General features: G+C 71.7%; 21 protein-coding genes. 10 read left to right on the forward strand and 11 right to left on the reverse strand.

The features are described from left to right. Positions 1-11 precede the first annotated feature (11 nt). Together frr and KBY81_RS08665 are read left to right on the forward strand one after the other, a co-directional pair. A complete protein-coding gene (gene frr / locus KBY81_RS08660) occupies positions 12-551 on the forward strand; it encodes a ribosome recycling factor (RefSeq protein WP_015107735.1) in 540 nt (179 codons plus the stop codon). Beyond that, positions 548-1,687 carry an NAD(P)/FAD-dependent oxidoreductase gene (locus KBY81_RS08665; protein WP_254976255.1) on the forward strand — a complete coding sequence of 380 codons (1,140 nt, stop codon included), beginning with the start codon at positions 548-550 and terminating at the stop codon, positions 1,685-1,687. Before frr ends, KBY81_RS08665 begins: the two co-directional genes overlap by 4 nt. Before the next feature lie 42 nt (positions 1,688-1,729). Here the strand turns inward: KBY81_RS08665 and KBY81_RS08670 are convergent, their stop codons facing one another. The 5 genes from KBY81_RS08670 to KBY81_RS08690 form a co-directional block, all read right to left on the reverse strand. Beyond that, positions 1,730-2,119: a Crp/Fnr family transcriptional regulator gene (locus tag KBY81_RS08670; RefSeq protein WP_015107737.1), complete on the reverse strand. Its 390-nt coding sequence runs from the start codon at positions 2,117-2,119 to the stop codon at positions 1,730-1,732. A gap of 82 nt (positions 2,120-2,201) precedes the next feature. Continuing rightward, positions 2,202-3,371, reverse strand: coding sequence for a transaldolase (locus tag KBY81_RS08675; protein WP_106221341.1), 1,170 nt, complete (start codon positions 3,369-3,371; stop codon positions 2,202-2,204). A 97-nt stretch (positions 3,372-3,468) separates the two neighbouring features. After that, positions 3,469-5,316: a penicillin-binding protein 2 gene (locus tag KBY81_RS08680; RefSeq protein WP_106221339.1), complete on the reverse strand. Its 1,848-nt coding sequence runs from the start codon at positions 5,314-5,316 to the stop codon at positions 3,469-3,471. After that, positions 5,316-5,768 (reverse strand): hypothetical protein, encoded by a 453-nt coding sequence (locus KBY81_RS08685; protein WP_106221337.1) that lies wholly within the window; start codon positions 5,766-5,768, stop codon positions 5,316-5,318. The genes KBY81_RS08680 and KBY81_RS08685 overlap by 1 nt, the downstream gene beginning before the upstream one ends. A gap of 57 nt (positions 5,769-5,825) precedes the next feature. Next, positions 5,826-7,244, reverse strand: coding sequence for a CPBP family intramembrane glutamic endopeptidase (locus KBY81_RS08690; protein ID WP_254976256.1), 1,419 nt, complete (start codon positions 7,242-7,244; stop codon positions 5,826-5,828). Positions 7,245-7,316: 72 nt separating this feature from the next. On the opposite strand from KBY81_RS08690, the gene KBY81_RS08695 reads away from it, so the two are divergent. Further along, on the forward strand, positions 7,317-8,642 hold the full coding sequence (locus tag KBY81_RS08695) for a histidine phosphatase family protein (RefSeq protein ID WP_254976257.1): 1,326 nt from the start codon (positions 7,317-7,319) through the stop codon (positions 8,640-8,642). A 28-nt stretch (positions 8,643-8,670) separates the two neighbouring features. Further along, a complete protein-coding gene (locus KBY81_RS08700; RefSeq protein ID WP_254976258.1) occupies positions 8,671-9,954 on the forward strand; it encodes a dihydroorotase in 1,284 nt (427 codons plus the stop codon). Here KBY81_RS08700 and lepB read toward each other — a convergent pair. Then, positions 9,908-10,654 (reverse strand): signal peptidase I, encoded by a 747-nt coding sequence (gene lepB, locus KBY81_RS08705; RefSeq protein ID WP_106221330.1) that lies wholly within the window; start codon positions 10,652-10,654, stop codon positions 9,908-9,910. The two genes, KBY81_RS08700 and lepB, sit on opposite strands and share 47 nt — an antisense overlap. Positions 10,655-10,721: 67 nt before the next feature. Here lepB and KBY81_RS08710 point away from each other — a divergent pair, with 67 nt between their 5' ends. Then, complete coding sequence (locus tag KBY81_RS08710; RefSeq protein WP_106221328.1) at positions 10,722-12,239, forward strand: hypothetical protein; 1,518 nt, start codon at positions 10,722-10,724, stop codon at positions 12,237-12,239. Here KBY81_RS08710 and KBY81_RS08715 read toward each other — a convergent pair. Both KBY81_RS08715 and KBY81_RS08720 read right to left on the reverse strand, forming a co-directional pair. Further along, the gene (locus KBY81_RS08715; RefSeq protein ID WP_254976259.1) at positions 12,236-12,604 is read right to left on the reverse strand and encodes a Spx/MgsR family RNA polymerase-binding regulatory protein; all 369 of its coding nucleotides are present in this window, start codon (positions 12,602-12,604) and stop codon (positions 12,236-12,238) included. The genes KBY81_RS08710 and KBY81_RS08715 overlap by 4 nt on opposite strands. 5 nt (positions 12,605-12,609) lie before the next feature. Beyond that, complete coding sequence (locus tag KBY81_RS08720) at positions 12,610-12,972, reverse strand: 2Fe-2S iron-sulfur cluster-binding protein (protein WP_015107747.1); 363 nt, start codon at positions 12,970-12,972, stop codon at positions 12,610-12,612. A gap of 132 nt (positions 12,973-13,104) precedes the next feature. Between KBY81_RS08720 and KBY81_RS08725 the strand changes: the two genes are divergently transcribed. Further along, positions 13,105-13,791 carry a class I SAM-dependent methyltransferase gene (locus KBY81_RS08725; protein WP_106221324.1) on the forward strand — a complete coding sequence of 229 codons (687 nt, stop codon included), beginning with the start codon at positions 13,105-13,107 and terminating at the stop codon, positions 13,789-13,791. Between the two features lie 550 nt (positions 13,792-14,341). Here KBY81_RS08725 and KBY81_RS08730 read toward each other — a convergent pair. Then, entirely contained in the window at positions 14,342-14,815 is a 474-nt protein-coding gene (locus tag KBY81_RS08730; RefSeq protein ID WP_219904232.1) for a hypothetical protein, read from the reverse strand. Positions 14,816-14,984: 169 nt separating this feature from the next. Here KBY81_RS08730 and KBY81_RS08735 point away from each other — a divergent pair, with 169 nt between their 5' ends. From KBY81_RS08735 to KBY81_RS08750, 4 genes are all read left to right on the forward strand, one after another. Next, the gene (locus tag KBY81_RS08735; protein ID WP_254976260.1) at positions 14,985-16,790 is read left to right on the forward strand and encodes a proline--tRNA ligase; all 1,806 of its coding nucleotides are present in this window, start codon (positions 14,985-14,987) and stop codon (positions 16,788-16,790) included. A 25-nt stretch (positions 16,791-16,815) separates the two neighbouring features. Further along, positions 16,816-17,229 (forward strand): photosystem II protein Psb27, encoded by a 414-nt coding sequence (gene psb27, locus KBY81_RS08740; RefSeq protein ID WP_254976261.1) that lies wholly within the window; start codon positions 16,816-16,818, stop codon positions 17,227-17,229. A gap of 74 nt (positions 17,230-17,303) precedes the next feature. Continuing rightward, positions 17,304-18,617: an adenylosuccinate synthase gene (locus KBY81_RS08745; RefSeq protein ID WP_094587394.1), complete on the forward strand. Its 1,314-nt coding sequence runs from the start codon at positions 17,304-17,306 to the stop codon at positions 18,615-18,617. A gap of 66 nt (positions 18,618-18,683) precedes the next feature. Continuing rightward, positions 18,684-19,682, forward strand: a complete 999-nt coding sequence (locus tag KBY81_RS08750) for an adenosine kinase (RefSeq protein WP_254976262.1) — start codon at positions 18,684-18,686, stop codon at positions 19,680-19,682. Here KBY81_RS08750 and cutA read toward each other — a convergent pair. Together cutA and KBY81_RS08760 are read right to left on the reverse strand one after the other, a co-directional pair. After that, entirely contained in the window at positions 19,618-20,007 is a 390-nt protein-coding gene (cutA, locus tag KBY81_RS08755; protein ID WP_254976263.1) for a divalent-cation tolerance protein CutA, read from the reverse strand. The genes KBY81_RS08750 and cutA overlap by 65 nt on opposite strands. An 18-nt stretch (positions 20,008-20,025) precedes the next feature. Next, positions 20,026-20,331, reverse strand: a 306-nt coding sequence (locus KBY81_RS08760; protein WP_254976264.1) for a precorrin-6A/cobalt-precorrin-6A reductase, incomplete at its 5' end; no start/stop codon positions are given.

Here is a 20,331-nt window from a genome sequence, read left to right on the forward strand (position 1 = left end):
CTTCCCCTGCCATGGATCTCGAAGCCAGCATGCGCAAGTCGGTGGAAGCCACCCAGCGCACCTTCAATACCATCCGCACCGGTCGGGCCAACCCCTCCCTGCTCGACAAGCTGACCGTCGAGTACTACGGCTCCGAAACGCCGCTCAAGTCGCTGGCGACGATCTCCACCCCCGACGCCCAGACGATCCAGATCCAGCCCTTCGACAAGGGCTCGATGGCGCTGATCGAGAAGGCCATCGCCATGAGCGACCTGGGCCTCACCCCCAACAACGACGGCCGGGTGATCCGCATCAACATCCCGCCCCTCACCGAGGACCGCCGCAAGGAGCTCTGCAAGCTCGCCGCCAAGTACGCCGAGGAGGGCAAGGTGGGGCTGCGCAACCTGCGGCGGGAGGGAATCGAGCGGATCAAGAAGCAGGAAAAGGACGGCGAGTTCTCCGAGGACCAGAGCCATGACGAGCAGGAGAAGGTCCAGAAGCTGACCGATCGCTACATCGCCGAACTGGAGAAGCACCTGGCGGAGAAGGAAGCCGACATCCTCAAGGTGTGAGCAGCCCTGCCGATGCCGACGTGATCGTCGTCGGGGCCGGCCCCGCCGGCGGCGCGGCGGCCTTCCACCTCGCCAACCGGGGGCGCCGGGTGATCCTGCTGGAGGCCCAGCCCCCGGGACGGTCCAAGCCCTGCGGAGGCGGCATGGCCGCTTCGGTGCAGCGCTGGTTCCCCTTCGATCTGGCCCCCGCCGTCGACCAGGTGATCCGCCGGGTGCGGTTCACCTGGTGCCTGGAGGATCCTGTGACGGCCGAGCTGCCGGGGGAAGCCCCGTTCTGGATCGTGCGCCGCAGCGTCCTCGACGCCTTCCTGGCCGAGCGGGCCGTCGAGGCCGGCGGCGAGCTGCGCCACGGCTGCCGGGCCGAGCGGATCGAGCGCCGTGACGATGGCCTCTGGGAGGTCGCCGGGCCGGGGGACCTGCGGCTGCTGGCCCGGGCCGTGGTGATCGCCGACGGCTCCGGCTCCCGCTTCGCGGTGCCCCTGGGCCTGGGGCCCTCCCGGCCCCGCTTCGCCGCCACCGTGTCGGTGGAGGTGGCGGCCGATCCCGATCCCGCCGACATGGCCCGTTTCGAGTTCGGCCTGGTGCACCACGGCTTCTGCTGGGTGTTTCCCCGCCGGGGCGGCTACAGCATCGGGGTGGGCACCTTCGTCGGCCAGCAGGAGGCCGACAGTGGGGCGGTGCTCTCCGCCCTGCTGCCCAGCCTGGGGCTGCCGGAATCGGCGGGGGAGCGCCGCCACGGCCAGCTGCGCCTGTGGAACGGCCACCACCCCCTCCATGGCCCGGGCCTGGTGGCGGTCGGTGATGCCGCTTCGCTCTGCGATCCCTTCCTGGCCGAGGGCCTGCGGCCCTCCCTGCTCAGCGGCTGCGAAGCGGCGGCGGCCCTCGACCGCTGGCTGGATGGCGACGGCGCCGCGCTGGAGCACTACAGCCTGCGGATGCGTGAGGCCTGGGGCGATTCGATGGCCTGGGGCAAACGCATCGCCCAGGTGTTCTACCGGGTGCCGCGGGTGGGCTACCAGCTCGGCATCAAGCGGCCCACCGCGCCCCAGCGCATCGCCCAGATCCTCTCGGGGGAGATGGGCTACGGCGAGATCGCCCAGCGGGTCATCCGCCGGCTGGTGTTCCAGCGGGGCTGAGGGGGCGACACGGGTCGCGGTGCCGGAGGCCCCGCCAGCCCCTCAGGAGCGGCTGGCGCCCTTGAGGTCCCGCAGGCGCTGGTCGATGGAGCCCAGCAGCTCGATGGCGAACATGGGCGCCTCCTGGACGGCGAACAGGAACTTCTCGCGGTTCATCACCAGCAGCCGGCAGGGGGTGAGGGCCGTGGCATGGCCGTAGCGGCGGTGGTCCTGGGTGACCAGGGCCCCGGCCCCGAAGACGTCGCCCGCCTGGATGTCCTCGTGGCCGGCATCGGCGTTCCAGCTCAGCCGCACCGTCCCCTCCAGCAGGCCGAACATGCAGTCACCGGGCTCCCCGGCCCGGAAGATGACGGAACCCGCCTCGACGTCCCGCACCTCACCCTTGTCGGCGAGGGCGCGCATGGTGTCGAGGGCGTGGACGGTGTGGGCCATGCGCGAACAGGGGGGGAATCCATCCTTGCCCATCAAGGTGAACAACCGATCAAGGCAGGGGCGGCGGCGGGCGGCCCGGGCTTCAGCGGCTGATCGCCAGCGGCGCTCCCAGGCCGCCGCGCACATCCTCGGGGGCGAGGCGGCCGTCGTTGTCGGTGTCGAGGGCATCGAAGACGGCATCGCTGCCGAGCCATTCCTCCCGGGTGATGCAGCCGTCGCCGTCGAGATCGTTGAGCAGGAAGATCTCGTGCACCGCATGGGTGAAGGCGGCCCCGCCCTCGATCACGGCCAGGCGATGGGCCAGCTGGCCTTCGAGGGTCTCGATCGCCTTGGAGAAGCCCCGGATGCCCTCATCGAGCTTCTCGCTGGCCATGGCATCCGCCGCCATCATCGTGCGGAAGGTGGCCTCGTCGATATGGATCCGCTCTTCGCTGGCGCCCGGATGGGCGGCGTCGAGGCGGCGTTCCAGCAGGGCGTCGCTCTGGCGCAGCTGGTCCATCAGGGCCGGGGAGATGGTCAGCAGGTCGCAGCCCGCCAGTTCGACGATCTCGTCGATGTTGCGGAAGCTGGCGCCCATCACCTCGGTGCCGTAGCCGTGGGTCTTGAAGTAGTTGAAGATCCGCGTCACCGAGAGTACGCCCGGATCCTCCGCCCCGGGATAGCTGTCGCGACCGGTGGATTTCTTGTACCAGTCGAGGATGCGCCCCACGAACGGTGAGATCAGGGTGATGCCCGCCTCGGCGCAGGCCACGGCCTGGGCGAAGCCGAACAGCAGGGTGAGGTTGCAGTGGATGCCCTCACGCTCGAGCACCTCCGCCGCCTTGATGCCCTCCCAGGTGGAGGCGATCTTGATCAGCACCCGGTCGGTGCCGATGCCCGCCTGGGCGTAGAGGCCGATCAGCTTGCGGGCCTTGGTGATGGTGGCCTCGGTGTCGTAGCTGAGGCGCGCATCCACCTCGGTGGACACCCGCCCCGGGACGATCTTGAGGATCTCCTTGCCGAAGGTGACGCTGATCTCGTCAATGGCCTCGCGCACCACGTCCTCGGCGGGGGCCTCGGCACCGATCACCTGCCGGGATTCGCGCAGGGAGCGGTCGATCAGCTCCTGGTAGGTGGGGATCTGGGCGGCGGCCAGGATCAGGGACGGATTGGTGGTGGCATCCCGCGGCGTGAACTGGCGGATCGCGTCGATGTCGCCGGTGTCGGCCACGACCACGGTCATGGCGGCCAGTTGTTCGAGAAGGTTGGCCATCGTGGAACGGTGTCGGGCGCGTTGTCTGCTGGCCTTGACGCTAGCCATGGCCCCCCACGGCGATGCACGGGGGTTGTGGGAATGAGGACAGGCTGGCTCAGGAGCGGCCGGCCTTGGCGGTGAGGCGGGCGGTGGGCTGGCTGGGGGGCACCTTCTCGATCACCAGCAGGGCCTCGGCGATCTGCCGGGCCACCGGCAGGGCCACGGTGGAGCCGTAGGCATTGCCCCCCTGGGGTTCGTCCACCACCACCAGCACCACGTAGCTGGGATCCTCCGCCGGCAGGATCGCCACGAAGCTGCAGATCCGCGCTCCGGGGATGTACACCCCGTTGCGGGCCTTCTGGGCCGTGCCCGTCTTGCCGGCGATCCGGTAGCCGGGGATCTTCATCCCCTTGCCGTTCTCCACCACCGATTCCATCCACTTGACCACGGTGCGGGTGACGGCCGGATCCAGCAGCTGGACGCCCGTGGGGGCGGTGGCGCTGGCCAGGGCATCGCCGGAACGCAGGCCGCGGGTGATGTGGGGACTCACCAGCCGGCCGCCGTTGGCGAGCATCCCGTGCAGCTGCAGCAGCTTGAGGGGGGTCAGGGAGAAACCCTGGCCGAAGGCGGCGACCGCCGGCTCGATCGGCGCCGAGGTGAACTCGCTGCGGCTCTTGAGCTGGCCGGCCACGGCCCCGGGCAGGTCGGTGTCCGGCATCTCGTCGATGCCGAAGGCCCGCAGCCAGTGCCAGAAGCGATCGCGCTTCACCTGGGCCATGGCCTTCACCATCGCCACGTTGCTGGACACCTGCAGCACCGTGGGGAAGTCGATCACGCCGTTGGCGCGGCGATCGTGGTTGAAGATCGGCCAGCCACCGATCGTCAGCTGGCCCACGTCGTTCACTTTGTCGCCGGGGCGGATCGCCTTCTCCTGCAGGGCCAGGGCCAGGTTGATGGGCTTGAAGGTGGACCCCGGCTCGTAGAGATCCTGCACCGACCATTCCCGGAACAGGGCGGGGCTGTAGCTCCAGAACCGGTTGGGGTCGTAGGTGGGGGTGGAGGCCAGGGCCAGGATCTCGCCGTTGCGGGCATTCATCACCAGGGCCGCGCCCTGCTTGGCCCGCCACTGCTTGACCTGCTTGGTCAGGGCCTGCTGGGCCACCTGCTGGAGACGGGCATCGAGGGTGAGCTGCAGCCGCAGGTCGTCGCCGTAGAGCGCCCCGGCCTGGAGGCCGTCGGGCAGGGGGGTGCCGTCGGCGCCACGGCGCATGCTCAGGGTCACCTCCTGGCGGCGCAGGTCCCGGTCCCGGCTCTGCTCCAGGCCAGCCTGGGCCACCCTCTCCAGGTTGAGGAAGCCCACCACGTTGGCGAACAGGGACCCCTGGGGATAGACGCGCTGGGGATAGGCCTCCAGGTCGAGGCCGCTGATGCCCAGCTCCTTGACCCGGTTCGCCGTTTCCGGATCCAGGCCGGTGGCGAGCTTGACGCCGCTGCGACGGCTGCCGATGGTCTCCAGCAGGTCGGCCGGCGGCTGGGCCAGCACCTTGGAGAGCTCCCTGACCACGTCGGCGGGGGGACGGACCTGCTGGGGCTCGTCGCCGGGAAGGTTGAAGTAACGCGGGTGGGCCCAGAGGGTGAAGCGCTCCTCATCGAGGGCCACCAGCCGGCCCATCCGGTCGACGATAGTGCGCCGCTTGCCGATGGGCGTGACCGCATGGGTCTGGATGGCCCTGGCCCGGGCCTGAAGCTCGGGGGATTTCACCACCTGGAGCCAGGCCAGCCGTCCCGCCAGCCCGACCAGGGCGGCGCACAGCAGCACGTAGACCGTGAGCATGCGGCCGGTGGGGATCGGCTGGATCTCCACCACCCGCCGCGTTGCCGCTCCCCTGGGGCGGCGTCCACCCCCGGCGGCGCCCACCGGGGGGCGGCCCTCGCCGGGCCCGGAACGGGAGGCGGGGGGCATCAGTAGCCGGCCGGGATGGCGCGCAGCTGGAAGCCGGCGAGCAGCGGCAGGGGGGCGCGGGGGCGGCTGCTGCGGGGTTCAGGCAGATGGATGAGCTTGGCGCTGCTGGTGGGCTCCAGCAGGCCGGGACGCCGCACCAGGCTGAGGTGATGCTGCTCGAGCAGGGCGGACGACTCCTGCATGCGGTGCTCGAGGGTCTTGGAGGCCTCCAGCTTGGCGAAGCTGTGCGCCCACTGGTTCTGCCAGTGCAGGGTGAGGGCGCTCAGGCCGAGCATGGACAAGCCCAGTCCCACCAGGGCGCCGCTGCTGATCCGATGCAGGCCGGCCAGCCAGGGGGCCTGGCGTTCGATCCGGCGCGCCGAGAGGGACCCCTCGATCAGCTGCAGGGGCCGCTGCAGGGACCTCGGATTCGGCAGCGGGGACTGGCTGCGTGGGGCGGGGGAGGCGGCCAAGGGACCTGATAGGCACTGCGCAAGTGAACCACCCATCGGGGACCGCAGCAAGCGCCGTCAGTCGGCGAGAAAGAGGAGATTCATGAAGGTCATCCCGTTCCAGAGGGCGTGCATCAGCACGGCGCTGCCCAGCCGGCCGCTGCGCCAGCGCAGCCAGCCGAGGCCCAGGCCGAGCACGAACAGCGGGGCCAGTTCCGCCAGGCTCAGGTGGGCGATCGCGAACACGGCGGCACTCAGCACCACCGCGCCGGCTCCGCCGAGCCTCTGGCCCGCCACCGGCAGCAGCACGCCCCGGAACAGGACCTCCTCGAACAGGGGCGCCACCACCAGGGCGGTGACGGCGAAACAGGCCAGCGCCAGCGGGTCGGCGCTGGTCAGGACCAGGTCGAGGAGGGGGTTGCTGCCCCCAGGGTCGGCCCAGATCCGGTCGATCGCCCAGCTCGAGGCCGTCACCACCGGCAGCACCATCAGCAGGCTGGCCAGCGCACCGCCGAGGGCCGAGCGGGTCGGCCGCCACCGCCACTGCAGCCAGCCCCCCGCCGGAGGGGTCCCCCGGCGCGGCAGCATCAGGGCCAGCAGCAGCAGCGGGGCGGCCATCAAGGCGGCATAGAGCACCAGCACTTCGATGCCCTGACTGAGGGCCCTGGGGGCCGCCAGGCGCTGCAGGGCGATCTGCAGCGGCGGCTGAACCACCATCGGCACGACGACTTCGCCGAGCACCACGAAGCCGCCGGCGATCAGCAGGGTCACATCGACGGGGCTCAGGGGCGGGCCCACCAGCGGCGGCGCGGCGGCCAGCCGGCCGCGCCAGGCCAGCCAGCCCTGACGCAGCAGCAGGGCGGCCCCCACCAGCAGGAACAGGGCCGGCAGGGTGGTCACCGCCAGCAGCATGAGCAGCAGCCGCAGGGACCGCTCCTCCGCCGGACAGGCCCCCGGGTCCCCCGGCAGCTGTTCGCAGACCAGCTGCTGCACCATCAGCGGCGCCGACCAGGGGGCGAGCAGCTGCCGGCGTTGCTCCGCCGTCACCCGCCGTCCGTCGAGCAGTGCCTGGATCAGGGGACGCCGCACGGCGTCCACCTGGGTCGCCAGCTGCCTCAGTTCGGTGTCCTCGTCCAGGGCTGCCGCGCTGCCGGCGTCGCGCTCCAGCAGGGCGCTCTCGAGGCGGCGCAGGGCCAGCGGTGGCTCCTCGGCGGCCTCCATCTGCCGCCGCAGCTCATGGCCCAGCTCCCGCCGCGGATCCTCCCCGGTGAGCAGCGGCCGCAGCTCCGCCGGGACGGCCTCGGCCGCCAGGGCGGTCAGCTCGAGCTGCCGCAGGCTGAGGGAATCGACCACCGACGGGCGCTCGAGGCTGTCGATCAGGCCGCCCACCCAGAGCAGGCCGCACAGCGCCAGGCTGAGCAGGGCCAGCAGACTCTTCCAGCCCGGTGGGGAGGCGGGCGGTCCGGATCGGGAAGGGGTTCCGTTCAACCGGACCACCTCGGCGGCGATGGGTGCTGATTCTCCCCTGCGCCCGTCCCATACGATGGCCGGGCGTGCGCCACAAGCACCTTGCCCCTTCGCATCGTGCTGGTCCGCCATGGGCTGAGCAGCTTCAACCTGGAGCACCGCATCCAGGGCCGTGACGACCTCTCCAACCTCACCGAGGAGGGGCAGCGCCAGGCCCGTTGCACGGGGGAGGCCCTGGCGGAGCTTGCTTTCACCGCCGTCTACAGCTCACCGCTGCAGCGGGCCAGCGCCACCGCGGCCGCCCTGCTGGCCCGCCACGGCTCGCCGCTGGTCCCCGTTTTCGACGACGATCTGCTGGAGATCGATCTGGCGCCCTGGAGCGGCCTGCTGCGCAGCGAGCTGCGGGACGTCGATCCGGAGCAGGAGCGCCGCTGGCGCGAGGCCCCCGAGACCATGGAGCTGCGGAGGCCCGACGGCTCCACCTACCGCCCGGTGCCCGAGCTGCTGGAGCAGGCGGGCCGTTTCGCCCATGGCCTGCTGGCCCGGCACGGCGATGACGACACCGTGCTGGTGGTGGCCCACAACGCCATCCTGCGCTGCCTGGTGCTGCACCTGCTGGGGCTGCCGGCGAGCGGCTTCCTGCGCCTCAGGCTCGACAACGCCTCCATCTCGGTGCTCAACCTGGTCCGCGGCGAGGGCGGGCGCCCCTCGGTGCAGCTGGAATCCCTCAACGGCACCGCCCACCTGGGCACGGCCCTGCCCCCGGCCGGACCTGGGTGCCGGTTGCTGCTGGTGCGCCATGGCGAGACCGACTGGAACCGGGAGGGCCGTTTCCAGGGCCAGATCGACATTCCCCTCAACGCCCACGGCCTGGCCCAGGCGGAGGCGGCGCGGGCCTTTCTGGCCCCGATCCCGCTGCAGCGCGCCTACAGCAGCGACATGGCCCGCCCCCTGCGCACCGCCGAGGTGATCCTGGGCTCCCATCCCGGCGTGCCGCTCACCACCGCCCGGGGGCTGAGGGAGATCGGCCACGGCCTCTGGGAGGGCCGGCTGGAAAGCGAGATCGCCGCCGGCTGGCCCGACCTGCTCGCCGCCTGGAAGCGCACCCCCGAGACCGTGCAGATGCCGGAAGGGGAGACCATCGGCGGGGTGTGGGACCGGTCGCTGGCGGCCTGGAACCGGATCGTCGCCGGGCTGGATCCCCGGGAGACGGCCCTGGTGGTCGCCCATGATGCGGTCAACAAGACCATCCTCTGCGCCCTGCTCGGCCTCACCCCCGCCGACATCTGGGCCATCAAGCAGGGCAACGGCGGCGTGACCGTGATCGACTATCCCCGGGGGGCGACGGCGCCGCCGGTGGTCAGTGCCCTCAATCTCACCGCCCATCTGGGGGGCGTGATCGATCGCACGGCCGCCGGCGCCCTCTAGCCGGCCCATCCCACCGAGGCCCCCTGCCATGGTCCGTCAGCTGCTGATCCGCGGGGTGACTCTGCTGGAGGCCCCGGGGCGGCCGCCGCGACGGGCCGATGTGCTGCTGGAGGACGGGGTGCTGCGGGCGATCGACCCGGAGCCGGACGTGGTCCTGGGGGCGGCCGGCGTCGCCCCGTTCGACGCCGAGGGCTGCTGGCTGGCACCGGCCCTGGTGGATCCCCACAGCGTGCTGGAGGACCCCCTGCAGGGGCGTGCCGAAACCCTGGCCAGCCTCCGGGAGGCCGCCGCCTCGGGCGGCTACGGCACCGTGGCCCTGCTCCCGTGGGCCTCCAGCTGGCGCGATCGGCCCGAGCGGCTGGCCTGGAGCTGGCCGGACCCGATGCGGCTGCTCACCTGGGGCAGCTTCAGCGTCGACGGCCTCGACCGGGACCTGGCCCCCCACGGCGACCAGCTGGCCGCCGGCGCCTGCGGCCTGGCGGCCGGGGCGGCCCTGCCGCCGCTCGATCTGCTGGAGCGCGGCCTGCGGCTCGGGGAGATGGGGGACCGGCCGGTGCTGCTGCCGCCCCGGGACGGGGCCCTGGCACGGCGCGGCTTCGTGCGGGAGCGGGTGGAGGCCCTGCGGGCGGGCTGGCCCCTCGATCCCCCCGGCAGCGAGACCCTCCCCCTCGAGACCCTGCTCTCCCTGGCCGACGACCTGCCCGCGGCGAACCTGCGGCTGATGAACGTCTCCACCGCCGAAGCGGTGGCCCGGCTGCGGCGCCATGGCCAGGCGCCCATGGCCTCGGTGGGCTGGTGGCACCTGGTCGCCGACAGCGGCGGCCTCGATCCCGCCGACGAGGGCTGGCTGGTGGAGCCGTCCCTGGGGGGGCCGGCTGATCGGCGCGCCCTGATCGACGGCCTGGCCGACGGGGTCATCAGCGCCGTCGCGGTGCACCACATCGCCCTGGATGCGGAGGAGGAGCTGCTCCCCCTCGACCAGCGCCGCCCCGGCGTGGCGGGCCACGGTCTGGTGCTGCCGCTGCTGTGGGAGGAACTGGTGGGATGCCGGAGCTGGCGGCCTGAGCAGCTCTGGCAGGCCCTCTGCTGGGGACCGGCCCGCTTCCTGGGCCTGCCGGAGCCGGTCCTGGAGGCCGGCACGGCGCAGTGGCTGCTGTTCGATCCCCGCCGCTCCTGGCGCTGGGAGGAGGCCCCCGATGGCTCCCTGGCGGCCAACCGGCCCTGCCGGGGGCGATCGCTGCAGGGGCGGCTGCTGGCCTGCGGGCTCAGCGATCCGGCGCGTTGGGCTCTGGCAGCGGACCGGCCGAGCTGAACGGGAAGAAGCGCCAGAAGGCCCGGCCGATGAGCTCGCTCTCGGGCAGCAGCGGCCCCCCGGGCCAGAAGCGGGCATCCCAGCTGTTGGCCCGGTTGTCGCCCATCACCACCAGGTGGCCGGGGGGCACCACCACGTCGATGGTGCGGCAGGGTCCGACCCCCTGACGATCGACCGGGCAGTAGTTCCTGACGTAGGGCTCGTCGAGGGGACGGCCGTTGATGCTGACCCGGCCGCGGGGGTCGGCCACCACCCGCTCGCCGGGCAGGCCGATCACCCGCTTGATGTAGGCATCGCAGGCCGGCTGCTGGATCCCCGGCAGGGAGCCGATCAGGGGCAGGTTGACCAGCAGGCAGCGCAGCGCCCCCGGCTTGGTCGGGCCGGTGAGGATCGGATCGAAGTGGTACGGGGAGCGGAACACCACCACCTCGCCGCGCCGCGGCGGCCGCTGCCGGAAGGACAGCTTCTCGACAAGCAGCCGGTCCTGGAGCTGCAGGCCCGGCAGCATCGAGCCGGAGGGGATGTAGCGGGCCTCCAGCAGGAACTGGCGGATGCCCAGGGCCACCGCCAGGGTGATCAGCACGCTGCGCCAGAAGGCCCAGGGGCTCTCCTCCCGCTCCTCCTGGTGACGCTGCGGCTCCGGGCTGGGCGTCGGCTCGTCGTGGGCGCCGGGGTCGGCCGGTGGATCCGAGGGGCTCAAGGGGTTCGTGCGGCAGGTTCCATGGTCGGGAGGCAGATTAGGCACGCACCCGCCCGCCGCGTCCCCGATGGCACGCCCACGCTGGCACCAGAGCCTGGCCGCGCCCTCGAGCCGGCTGGAGCGGCGCTGGGATCGTTTCGTGGCCCTGTGGGCCGCCCTCAACCTGCTCTGGGTGGCCTTCGACATCAGCTACATCCCCCTGCGCACCTTCTGGCTGCAGCGCAATCTCTACCCGCTGCCGTCGGTGCCCCTGGCGGTGCCGCTCACCTTCATCCCCGACATCACCCCCTGGGTGGATCCGATCAAGGGGATCGAGCCGCACCGCGAGACCCAGGCCTACCTGCGCCAGTTCGACCGGATGGATGCGGCCCTGGGCCAGGGCCCGACGGGTGCCGTCACCCCGATGCAGCGCCAGCTGCTGGCCGAACAGGCGCGGCTCACCGCCGAGATGATCGATTCCAACCCGATGCTGGCCTCGGGCACCTCCGGCACCCTGGAGAAGATCAAGAACCGCCTGCGCCAGCGCGCCGACCGGGACTCGGCCAAGCAGGCGGCGGCGGTCCTGCTGAGCCCGGAATGGATCGACGCCCATCCCTGGCCGCAGGAGCGGCTGTTCTGGCGCCAGCAGGTGCTGCCGCTGGTGGCCACCACCTACTGGCGCTCAATCGATGAGAACGGCCGCCCCACCGACCATTTCTGGCGCTACGACCTGCTCCTGTTCCAGAGCGTCTTCGCCCTCGACATCCTGCTGCGGGCCATCCGGCTGCGCCGCCGCCTGCCGGGCCTGAGCTGGGGCCGGGCCCTGCTGCGGCGCTGGATCGACCTGCCCCTGCTGCTGCCCTTCTGGCGCTGGCTGCGGGTGGTGCCGGTGCTGGAGCGGCTCCATACCAGCGGCCTGATCAGCATCGAACCGCTGCGGGCCGTGATCAGCCGGGCGGTGGTGGCCCTGCTGGCGGTCGAGCTGTTCGAGGTGCTGGCCCTTCAGCTGATCGACGGGCTGCAGCAGCTGATCCGCTCGCGCCGCTGGCCGATGCGGATCCGCGCCCTGCGCAGCCATCAGATGGTGGTCAGCAACGACGAGCGCGAGCTGGTGGAACTGGTGCGGATCTGGGGCCCCCTGCTGCTGGTGCGGGTGGCCCCGCGCCTGGCCCCCGAGCTCCAGGGGGTGCTCGGCCATGCCCTGCAGCAGAGCCTCCAGAACGCGATCGTGCCGCCGGGCCTGCGCCAGCTCCAGCCCCTGCTGCAGGTGGAGAAGGGCCTCAGCCGCCAGCTGGCCGGCGGGATGGTGGACAGCCTGCTCGACCTCACCCGCACCACCGGCGAGCGCCTCAGCCGCCGCGACGACCAGCAGCTGGAGCTGCTGCAGCGGTTCATCGACCGCTTCTGGGAGGAACTGGCCGATGCCCTGGAGAGCGGACCGGCCCTGGAGCGCTCCCAGCAGTTGCTGTGCACCTTCCTCGAGGAGTTCAAGGGCAACTACCTGAGCCAGATCAGCCGGGCCGGTATCGAGGGCCTGATCGAGGAGCTCGACCAGATCATGGTGAAGGGGGCCCAGGGGCCGGAGGGTCGCAACGACGTCCCCTAGCCCAGCAGCTCCTCCCAGTCCTGGGGACGGAACCCGGTGAGGATCCGACCGGAGGCAGTGACCAGGAAGGGACGCTTGATGAGGCGCCCGTCGGCCGCCAGGGCGGCCAGGGCCGTGTCCCGGTCCATCGCCTTGACCGTGGCGGCCCCCAGGGCCCGGTAGCTCTGGCCGCTGGTGTTGAACAACCGCCCGAAGCCCCCGAGCTGGTCGTGGGCGGCGGCGAGCAGCTGCAGGGGCGGCGGGCTGGCGGTGATGTCGATGGCCTCGAAGGGAATCGCCCGTTCCCTCAGCCAGGCCAGCGCCTTGCGACAGGTGCCGCAGCCGGCGTACTGGTAGAGGACGAGTGGGGCGAAGTCGCCGGCCATCGCGCCTACTTGCGGCCCACCAGCGCCTTGAGGGCCCCGACCAGGCTGTTGGAGCCCTTGCCCACACCGGCGTCCGGCCTGGTGCGGATGGTCACATCACCGTTGACGGTGGTGCGGCAGCTGAGGCGGTAGCTCGCAGGCCGATCCGCCAGGTAGACCTCCTCCACATCGCTGCGGGGGGAGAGGTTGCGGGCCCCCTCCACCACCTCCACCACGCAGGTGCCGCACTGGCCGAGGCCACCGCAGTTGTTGAGGTTGTTGAGTCCCGTGTAGGGATTCACGCCGGCGTCGAGGGCCGCCTTGCGGAGATTGGCCCCTTCGATGCAACCAACCTGCTGGCCTTCCTTTTCGAAACGGATGGTGGGCACGGTCGATCGGGGGTGAGGGGCGCCGCCCAACTTAGGTCACACCACGTCCTTTCGATCCCGGTTTCGTTGCCTTGAGAAAGGATCGGGGCGGTCGGGAGGGGCTGCCTACGATGGCCGGGTTGCCCGCAGACCTTGCTCTCCTCCGACCCCTCCCCGGCCCGGCAAGGCACCTACGACCTGGTGGTGCAGCAGCTGATCCCCGGCTACGCCAGCCTCGCCCGTCTCTCGGTGGCGCTGCTCTCCTCCTCCCCCCTGGCCTCGCGCCGGGAGGCCGCCGTGCTGGTGGCGGGATGCGGCACCGGGGCCGAGCTGCTGGAGGCGGACGCCCAGCGGCCGGACTGGCAGCTCACGGCCATTGATCCGTCGGCGGAGATGCTGGCGGTGGCCCGGCAGCGCCTGCAGAACCGCGGCCGGATCGACTGGCATCACGCCACGGTGGAGCAGCTCGGGGCCGAGGCCCGCTTCGATGGCGCCCTGTCGGTGCTGGTGCTGCAGTCCCTGCCCGACGACGGCACCAAGCTGGCCTTCCTCACGGCCCTGGCCCGCAGCCTGCGGCCCCAGGGGCAGCTGGTGCTGGTCGACCTGATGCGTCCGGAGCGCTCCCCCCTCACGGCCCAGGTGACCGAGGCCTGGCGCTGCTTCCAGCGGGCCAGCGGGGTCGAAGGGGGGGCGGTGGATCCCACCGCCCAGATCCAGGGATTCCACCCGATCGGCATCGCCCGTCTCACGGCCCTGGTGGAGGCCGCGGGACTCAGCGATCCGGCTCCGTTCTTCCAGGCCCTGGACTTTCAGGGCTTTCTGCTACAGCGACGGGCCTGAAGCCACGGTCCACCGATTCCTGCTGGCCGGGGAGCAGGGGGCGGTCCATGACCACACCGGCCAGGGGCACCAGCAGGGTGAGCAGACCCAGCAGGACGCCGCCCAGGGTCCCGAAGGGCTGATCGAAGAAGAGGGTTTCCGGATCATCGGGGCCCGCGCCGGGGCTTCTGCCGCCGCGGCTGGAGCCTCCGGACGAGGAGGGACGGGAAAGGGGCGTTCGGGGGCCCGGACTGTCCGGGTCTCCGCTGGAGTCAACCTCGCCGACGTCGGGGGTGGGGCAGAGTCCGGCGGAGAAGGGCCCCGGAGCGCCGGAGCCGGAAAGGCTGGCCGGGGAGGCGAGGGAGGCTGTTCCCCGATGGGAACCGGAGCGGGACTGGGGACGGACGGTTCGGACGTGATCCATGCGTTCGTGCAGCGGAGACGCCCGGTGCACTGGACGGAGAACAAAGGTTGTTTGCAACGATTGTGCCACCGATCGGCTCGATCGGCCCCCGGCGACGGCAAAACGACAGGGGAGCCGGACGGCGGTGGTCCGCTCTGCGTCGGCCCGTCAGGCGGCCGGCCGTGACTGGGAGTGCCTGTGCAGGTGCAGATCGGCGGGAGGCACTTCGGCCCCGTCGAGCCGGGCGCGGATGGCCCGGAGCTCCTCCAGGATCGAGGCCAGCAGCTGCTGGGTCGCGGTGGAGGGCGAATTGAGCACCTCGACGGTCACCTCCTTGATGCGCAGCACATCGCGGGCGAAGCGGGCCACCTCGTGGGGGTGGAAGACCAGGGGTTCCTTCTGGTCGCTGCGGTACTCGGGATTGAGCTTGCGGGGATTGAAGGGGGGGTTGAGGTTGCGGGGATCGGTGTTCGTGTAGCGGTACACCGAAGCGCGGGATCGGTTCAGGGAGCGCTGCACCTCATCGATGCCGATCAGGGTTTCGGTGTCGGTGCGAGGTTCAGCCTGCAGGGCCAGCGGCGCGGCCGGCGAAGCGGTGGAACCGCCCGCTGGAGAGCCGACCTGTGCAGGGTGAGCAAGCATGAGACTGGCGTTGGACGCACTGGACTGACGGCTGACCATAGCAGAGTTTTTTCTCGTCAGCCGCCCGCCCACAGGGGGCAGGGTCGTTGCGGCGACTCGCTCCCGGCGACAGGCCCCTGGTCCGACGGGTCGGCGGTGATAGCGTCCAGCGCCGAACCGGACTTTCTCCATGCGCGTCTCCCGCCTGATGCTGGTGACGCTTCGCGACGACCCGGCCGAAGCCGAGATCACCTCCCACAAGCTGCTGCTCCGCGCCGGCTACATGCGCCGTCTGGCGCCCGGGATCTTCGCCTACCTGCCCCTGCTCTGGCGGGTGCTCCAGAAGGTCTCCGCCATCGTCCGCGAGGAGATGGCCGCCGTGGACGCGCTCGAAACCCTGCTGCCCCAGCTGCAGCCCGCCGATCTCTGGCGCCGCAGTGGCCGCTGGGACGGCTACACCGCCGGCGAGGGGATCATGTTTCACCTCATCGATCGCCAGGAGCGCTCCCTCGGGCTCGGCCCCACCCATGAGGAGGTGGTCACCGCGCTGGCCGCCGACCTGCTGCGCTCCTACCGCCAGCTGCCGGTCTGCCTCTATCAGATCCAGACCAAGTTCCGCGATGAGATCCGGCCCCGGTTCGGCCTGATGCGGGGGCGCGAATTCATCATGAAGGACGCCTACTCCTTCCATGCCGACGAGGCCTGCCTGCGGCGCACCTATGCCGCCATGGACGGGGCCTACCGGCGCATCTTCGAGCGCTGCGGCCTGCGGGCCGTGGCGGTCGAGGCCGACAGCGGCGCCATCGGCGGTTCCGCCAGCCAGGAGTTCATGGTCACCGCCGAGGCCGGTGAGGACCTGATCCTGACCAGTCCCGACGGCCGCTACGCCGCCAACCAGGAGCGGGCCGTCTCCCTGCCGGCGCCCGCCGTTCCCCTGCCGGCCGGCCCCTGCCGGACCCTGGCCACCCCGGAGCAGACGAGCATCGAGGACCTCTGCGAGGCCCACGGCCTCGATCCCACCCAGACGGTGAAGGTGCTGCTGCTGCTGGCCCGCTTCGCGGCGGCCCCCGCCCGCGCGGTGCTGGTCTGCCTGCGGGGCGACCAGCAGCTCAACGACGTCAAGCTCGCCAACGCCGTGACGGCCCGCTGCCCGGACGCCGGCGCCCTGCTGGAGATCGGCCCGCTGCTGGCGGATCACCTTGAGGCCGCCGCCGCCGTTCCCTTCGGCTTCCTGGGCCCCCATCTGGGCGATCCACCGCTGCGGCAGCCCGATCCCCGGGCGGCCGCCGCTCCCCTGCTGCGGCTCGCCGACCCCTCCGCCGCCGAGCTGGAGGCCTTCGTCTGCGGCGCCAACCGCGTCGATGAGCACCTGGTGGGGGCCCGCTGGGGCGAGCTCTGCCCGCTGCCCGAGGTGGTGGATCTGCGGGCGGCCCAGCCGGGGGAGCGCTGCGTCCATGACCCCTCCCAGCGGCTGGAGGCGGCCCGGGGCATCGAGGTGGGCCACATCTTCCAGCTGGGGCGGAAGTACTCCGAAGCCCTGGAGGCCCGCTTCACCAATGAGGCCGGCGAGGACGAAGCCCTGTGGATGGGCTGCTACGGCATCGGCGTCTCGCGCCTGGCCCAGGCCGCCGTGGAGCAGAACCACGACGCCGACGGCATCCGCTGGCCCGTGGCGATCGCCCCCTACACGGTGATCATCGTCATCGCCAGCAGCCAGGATCCGGTGCAGGTGGCCCTGGCCGAGGAGCTCTACGGCCGCCTGCTCGCAGCCGGGATCGATGTGCTGCTGGATGACCGGCCCGAGCGGGCCGGTGTGAAGTTCAAGGATGCCGATCTGATCGGCATCCCCTGGCGGCTGGTGGTGGGCCGTGGTGCCGGCGAGCGGGCTGTGGAGCTGGTGGACCGCAGCGGCGGCACCGGCAAGCGGGACCTGACGGCGGACGCCGCCTGCGAGCAGCTCCTGCAGTCGCTCGGGCTCCAGGGTGCATCCCCGTAGGATTTCGCCAGACGCCGTTCCTCCCTTGGTCGCCTTCCTGCGCCGCAGCCTGCTCCGTCCCCTGCTGGCCATCGGCCTGTGCCTCTGCCTCGGACTGGGCGGCTGCAGCCAGCCCGCGGCCGGCCTCAGCGGCAACTACGTCGACGACACCGTCAGCGTGGCCCAGACCCTCCTGACCACCATCGCCCTGCCCCAGGACGACCCCGCCCGCCAGGAGGCGGAGGTGCAGGCCCGCCAGCTGATCAACGGCTACACCGCCCTCTACCGCCCCCGCCAGGACATCCACGGCCTGGCCTCCTTCACCACCATGCAGACCGCCGTGAACGCGCTGGCGGCCCACTACGCCGGCTACGCCAACCGCCCCCTGCCCGATCCCCTGCGCAGCCGCCTGGAGAAGGAGCTCAAGAAAGCTGAAGCGACAGCGGTGCGCGGCGCCTGATTCTTTGACGGAGGGGGCCTTGATCTGAGAAGCTCTCCCCTTGTGCTTAGAAGCGGCTCCGGGCCGCTGTTTCCTTGGCCAATGTTGTCGTCATCGGTGCGCAATGGGGTGACGAAGGGAAAGGCAAGATCACCGATCTGCTGAGTCGCTCCGCCGATGTCGTGGTCCGCTATCAGGGCGGGGTCAACGCCGGGCACACCATCGTCGTCGAGGACCGGGTCCTCAAGCTGCATCTGATCCCGTCGGGGATCCTCTACCCGGACACCATCTGCCTGATCGGCTCGGGCACGGTGGTGGATCCCAAGGTCATGCTGGGCGAGATCGACACGCTGCTGGAGCTGGAGATCGATGTCTCCGGCCTCAAGCTGGCCTCCACGGCCCACGTGACCATGCCCTACCACCGCCTGCTCGACCTGGCGATGGAGCAGCGCCGCGGCGACCGTCGCATCGGCACCACCGGCCGCGGCATCGGGCCCACCTACGCCGACAAGTCCGAGCGCAACGGCATCCGGGTGATCGACCTGCTCGATGCCGACTGCCTGCGCGACCGCCTGCTGGGGCCCCTGGCCGAGAAGAACGACCTGCTCGAGAAGGTCTACGGGATCCCCGCCCTGGATCCGGAGGCGGTGATCGAGGAGTACGCCGCCTACGGCCGCCGGCTGGCCCCCCACGTGGTGGACTGCACCCGCACCATCCACGAGGCGGCCCGGGCCCGCAAGAACATCCTGTTCGAGGGGGCCCAGGGCACCCTGCTCGACCTCGACCACGGCACCTACCCCTACGTCACCTCCTCCAATCCGGTGTCGGGTGGCGCCTGCATCGGCGCCGGCGTCGGCCCCACCCTGATCGACCGCGTCATCGGCGTCGCCAAGGCCTACACCACCCGGGTGGGGGAGGGCCCCTTCCCCACCGAGCTGGAGGGCAGCCTCAACGACCACCTCTGCGACCGGGGCGGCGAGTTCGGCACCACCACCGGCCGGCGGCGTCGCTGCGGCTGGTTCGACGGGGTGATCGGCCGCTACGCCGTCCAGGTGAACGGTCTCGACTGCCTGGCGATCACCAAGCTGGATGTCCTCGATGAGCTGGACGAGATCCAGGTCTGCGTGGCCTACGAGCTCGACGGGCGCCGCATCGACTACTTCCCCAGCAGCTCCGATGAGTTCGCCCGCTGCCGGCCCGTCTTCCGCAGCCTGCCCGGCTGGCAGTGCTCCACCGCCGACTGCCGCAGCCTGGAGGATCTGCCCCCCACCGCCATGGCCTACCTGCGCTTCCTGGCCGAGCTGATGGAGGTCCCGATCGCCATCGTCTCCCTCGGCGCCCAGCGCGACCAGACGATCGTTGTCGAGGATCCCATCCACGGCCCCAAGCGCGCCCTGCTCAGCGTCTGATCCGGCGTCCCGCCGTTCCCTCCCCTCCACTTCCCGGCCCTCCCCTCACCCCCTCCAAGGACCCCCTTGACCAGCACCGCCAAGCGCTTCGACGTGGTCGGCATCGGCAATGCCATCGTCGATGTGCTCGTCCAGGCCGACGACGCCTTCCTCGAGGCCCACGGCCTCACCAAGGGCACCATGGCCCTGGTGGATGAGGCGCAGGCCGAACGGCTCTACGCCAGCGTCGGCGCCGGCCTGGAGACCTCCGGCGGCTCGGCGGCCAACACCCTGGCGGGCATCGCCCAGCTGGGCGGCCGGGCGGGCTTCATCGGCCGGGTCCGGGACGACCAGCTCGGAGCGATCTTCGCCCACGACATCCGGGCCGTGGGGGCAAGCTTTGAGACCCCCCCGGCCGCCAGCGGCCCCTCCACCGCCCGCTGCCTGATCCTGGTCACCCCCGATGCCCAGCGCACCATGTGCACCTACCTGGGGGCGTCGGTGGGCCTCGATCCCGCCGACCTCGACCTGGAGATGGTGCGCCAGGCGAAGGTGCTGTATCTGGAGGGCTACCTCTGGGACAGCGAGGAGGCCAAGCGCGCCTTCATCGCCGCCGCCGAGGTGATGCGTGCCAGCGGCGGCGAGGTGGCCCTCTCCCTCTCCGATGCCTTCTGCGTCGAGCGCCACCGGGAGAGCTTCCTGGAGCTGGTCGACGGCCATGTCGATGTGCTGTTCGCCAACGAGATGGAGATCACCGCCCTCTACGGCACCGACAGCTTCGAGGCGGCCGCCGACCGGGTCCGCGGGCGCTGCAGGGTGGCGGCCCTCACCCGCAGCGAGCGGGGCTCGCTGCTCCTCAGCGGCGACACGACCCTGGTGATCGAGCCCTTCCGTCTCGGCCCCCTGGTGGACACCACCGGCGCCGGCGACCTTTACGCCGCCGGCTTCCTCTACGGCCACACCCGGGGCGAGAGCCTGGAGCGCTGCGGACGGCTCGGTTCGCTCTGCGCCGGCCAGGTGGTCACCCAGCTGGGTCCCCGTCCCCAGGCGTCCCTGCCGGAGCTGGTGGCCCGCCACCTGGGCTGAGCGCCAGCTGCTCCAGAAGCCAGCGGCCGTAGGAGCCGTCGCTGGCGGCCGTCCAGTGGATCCATTCCGGGGTGTCGTAGCTGTGCAGCTCCCCCAGGGCGCGGCGCAGCGCCTCCAGCTGAGCGGGGGTCGTCTTGAGCAGCAGCTGCACCTCCTCGCTCCGCTCCAGCCGGCCCTGCCAGCGGTAGAGCGACACCGCCGGGTGCAGGCTGGCGCAGGCCACCAGGCCCCGCTCCAGCAGCTCCCGGGCCAGGGCCTCGGCCCGCTCCCGGTCGGCTTCGGTGGTGAGCACCAGGCTCAGGGGAGTGGGTGCAGGTCCTGGCATGGGGGGCAGGGTCCGGCTTCAGCCGTTCTGCTCAGTGTCGCCCAGCCGTGCCAGCAGCGCCTCCAGCGGCAGGGCCTCCACCCGGGCGGGCTCCCCGGGCCGCTCCAGGAGCAGCAGGCGCAGACCCAGGTCGGCGCAGATCCGGTGCCAGCGGGCTTCGTTGGTGCCCCCGGAGCGGCGGCAGAGCACGGTGTCGATCTGCCAGTGGCGGCAGAGGGCGCGCTCGATGCGGCCGTCGCCGCCGGGGCGCAGGGGGGCCAGCCGCTGCGGCGGCAGTCCGGCGGCCAGGGCCGTCGCCAGGGCCTCGCCCTGGGGCAGCAGGCG

Origin of the sequence: Cyanobium sp. Lug-B (assembly GCF_024345635.1) — a bacterium.
In the GTDB taxonomy this organism is placed as follows: Bacteria; Cyanobacteriota; Cyanobacteriia; order PCC-6307; family Cyanobiaceae; genus Cyanobium; species Cyanobium minutissimum.

Coding starts and splice junctions, on each gene's coding strand:
- cutA (WP_254976263.1), bottom strand. CDS start 20,007: ATGCCAGGACCTGCACCCACTCCCCTGAGCCTGGTGCTCACCACCGAA.
- KBY81_RS08680 (WP_106221339.1), bottom strand. CDS start 5,316: ATGCCCCCCGCCTCCCGTTCCGGGCCCGGCGAGGGCCGCCCCCCGGTG.
- KBY81_RS08715 (WP_254976259.1), bottom strand. CDS start 12,604: ATGGCCGGCGACTTCGCCCCACTCGTCCTCTACCAGTACGCCGGCTGC.
- KBY81_RS08670 (WP_015107737.1), bottom strand. CDS start 2,119: ATGGCCCACACCGTCCACGCCCTCGACACCATGCGCGCCCTCGCCGAC.
- KBY81_RS08735 (WP_254976260.1), top strand. CDS start 14,985: ATGCGCGTCTCCCGCCTGATGCTGGTGACGCTTCGCGACGACCCGGCC.
- KBY81_RS08730 (WP_219904232.1), bottom strand. CDS start 14,815: ATGCTTGCTCACCCTGCACAGGTCGGCTCTCCAGCGGGCGGTTCCACC.
- KBY81_RS08710 (WP_106221328.1), top strand. CDS start 10,722: ATGGCACGCCCACGCTGGCACCAGAGCCTGGCCGCGCCCTCGAGCCGG.
- KBY81_RS08700 (WP_254976258.1), top strand. CDS start 8,671: ATGGTCCGTCAGCTGCTGATCCGCGGGGTGACTCTGCTGGAGGCCCCG.
- frr (WP_015107735.1), top strand. CDS start 12: ATGGATCTCGAAGCCAGCATGCGCAAGTCGGTGGAAGCCACCCAGCGC.
- KBY81_RS08675 (WP_106221341.1), bottom strand. CDS start 3,371: ATGGCCAACCTTCTCGAACAACTGGCCGCCATGACCGTGGTCGTGGCC.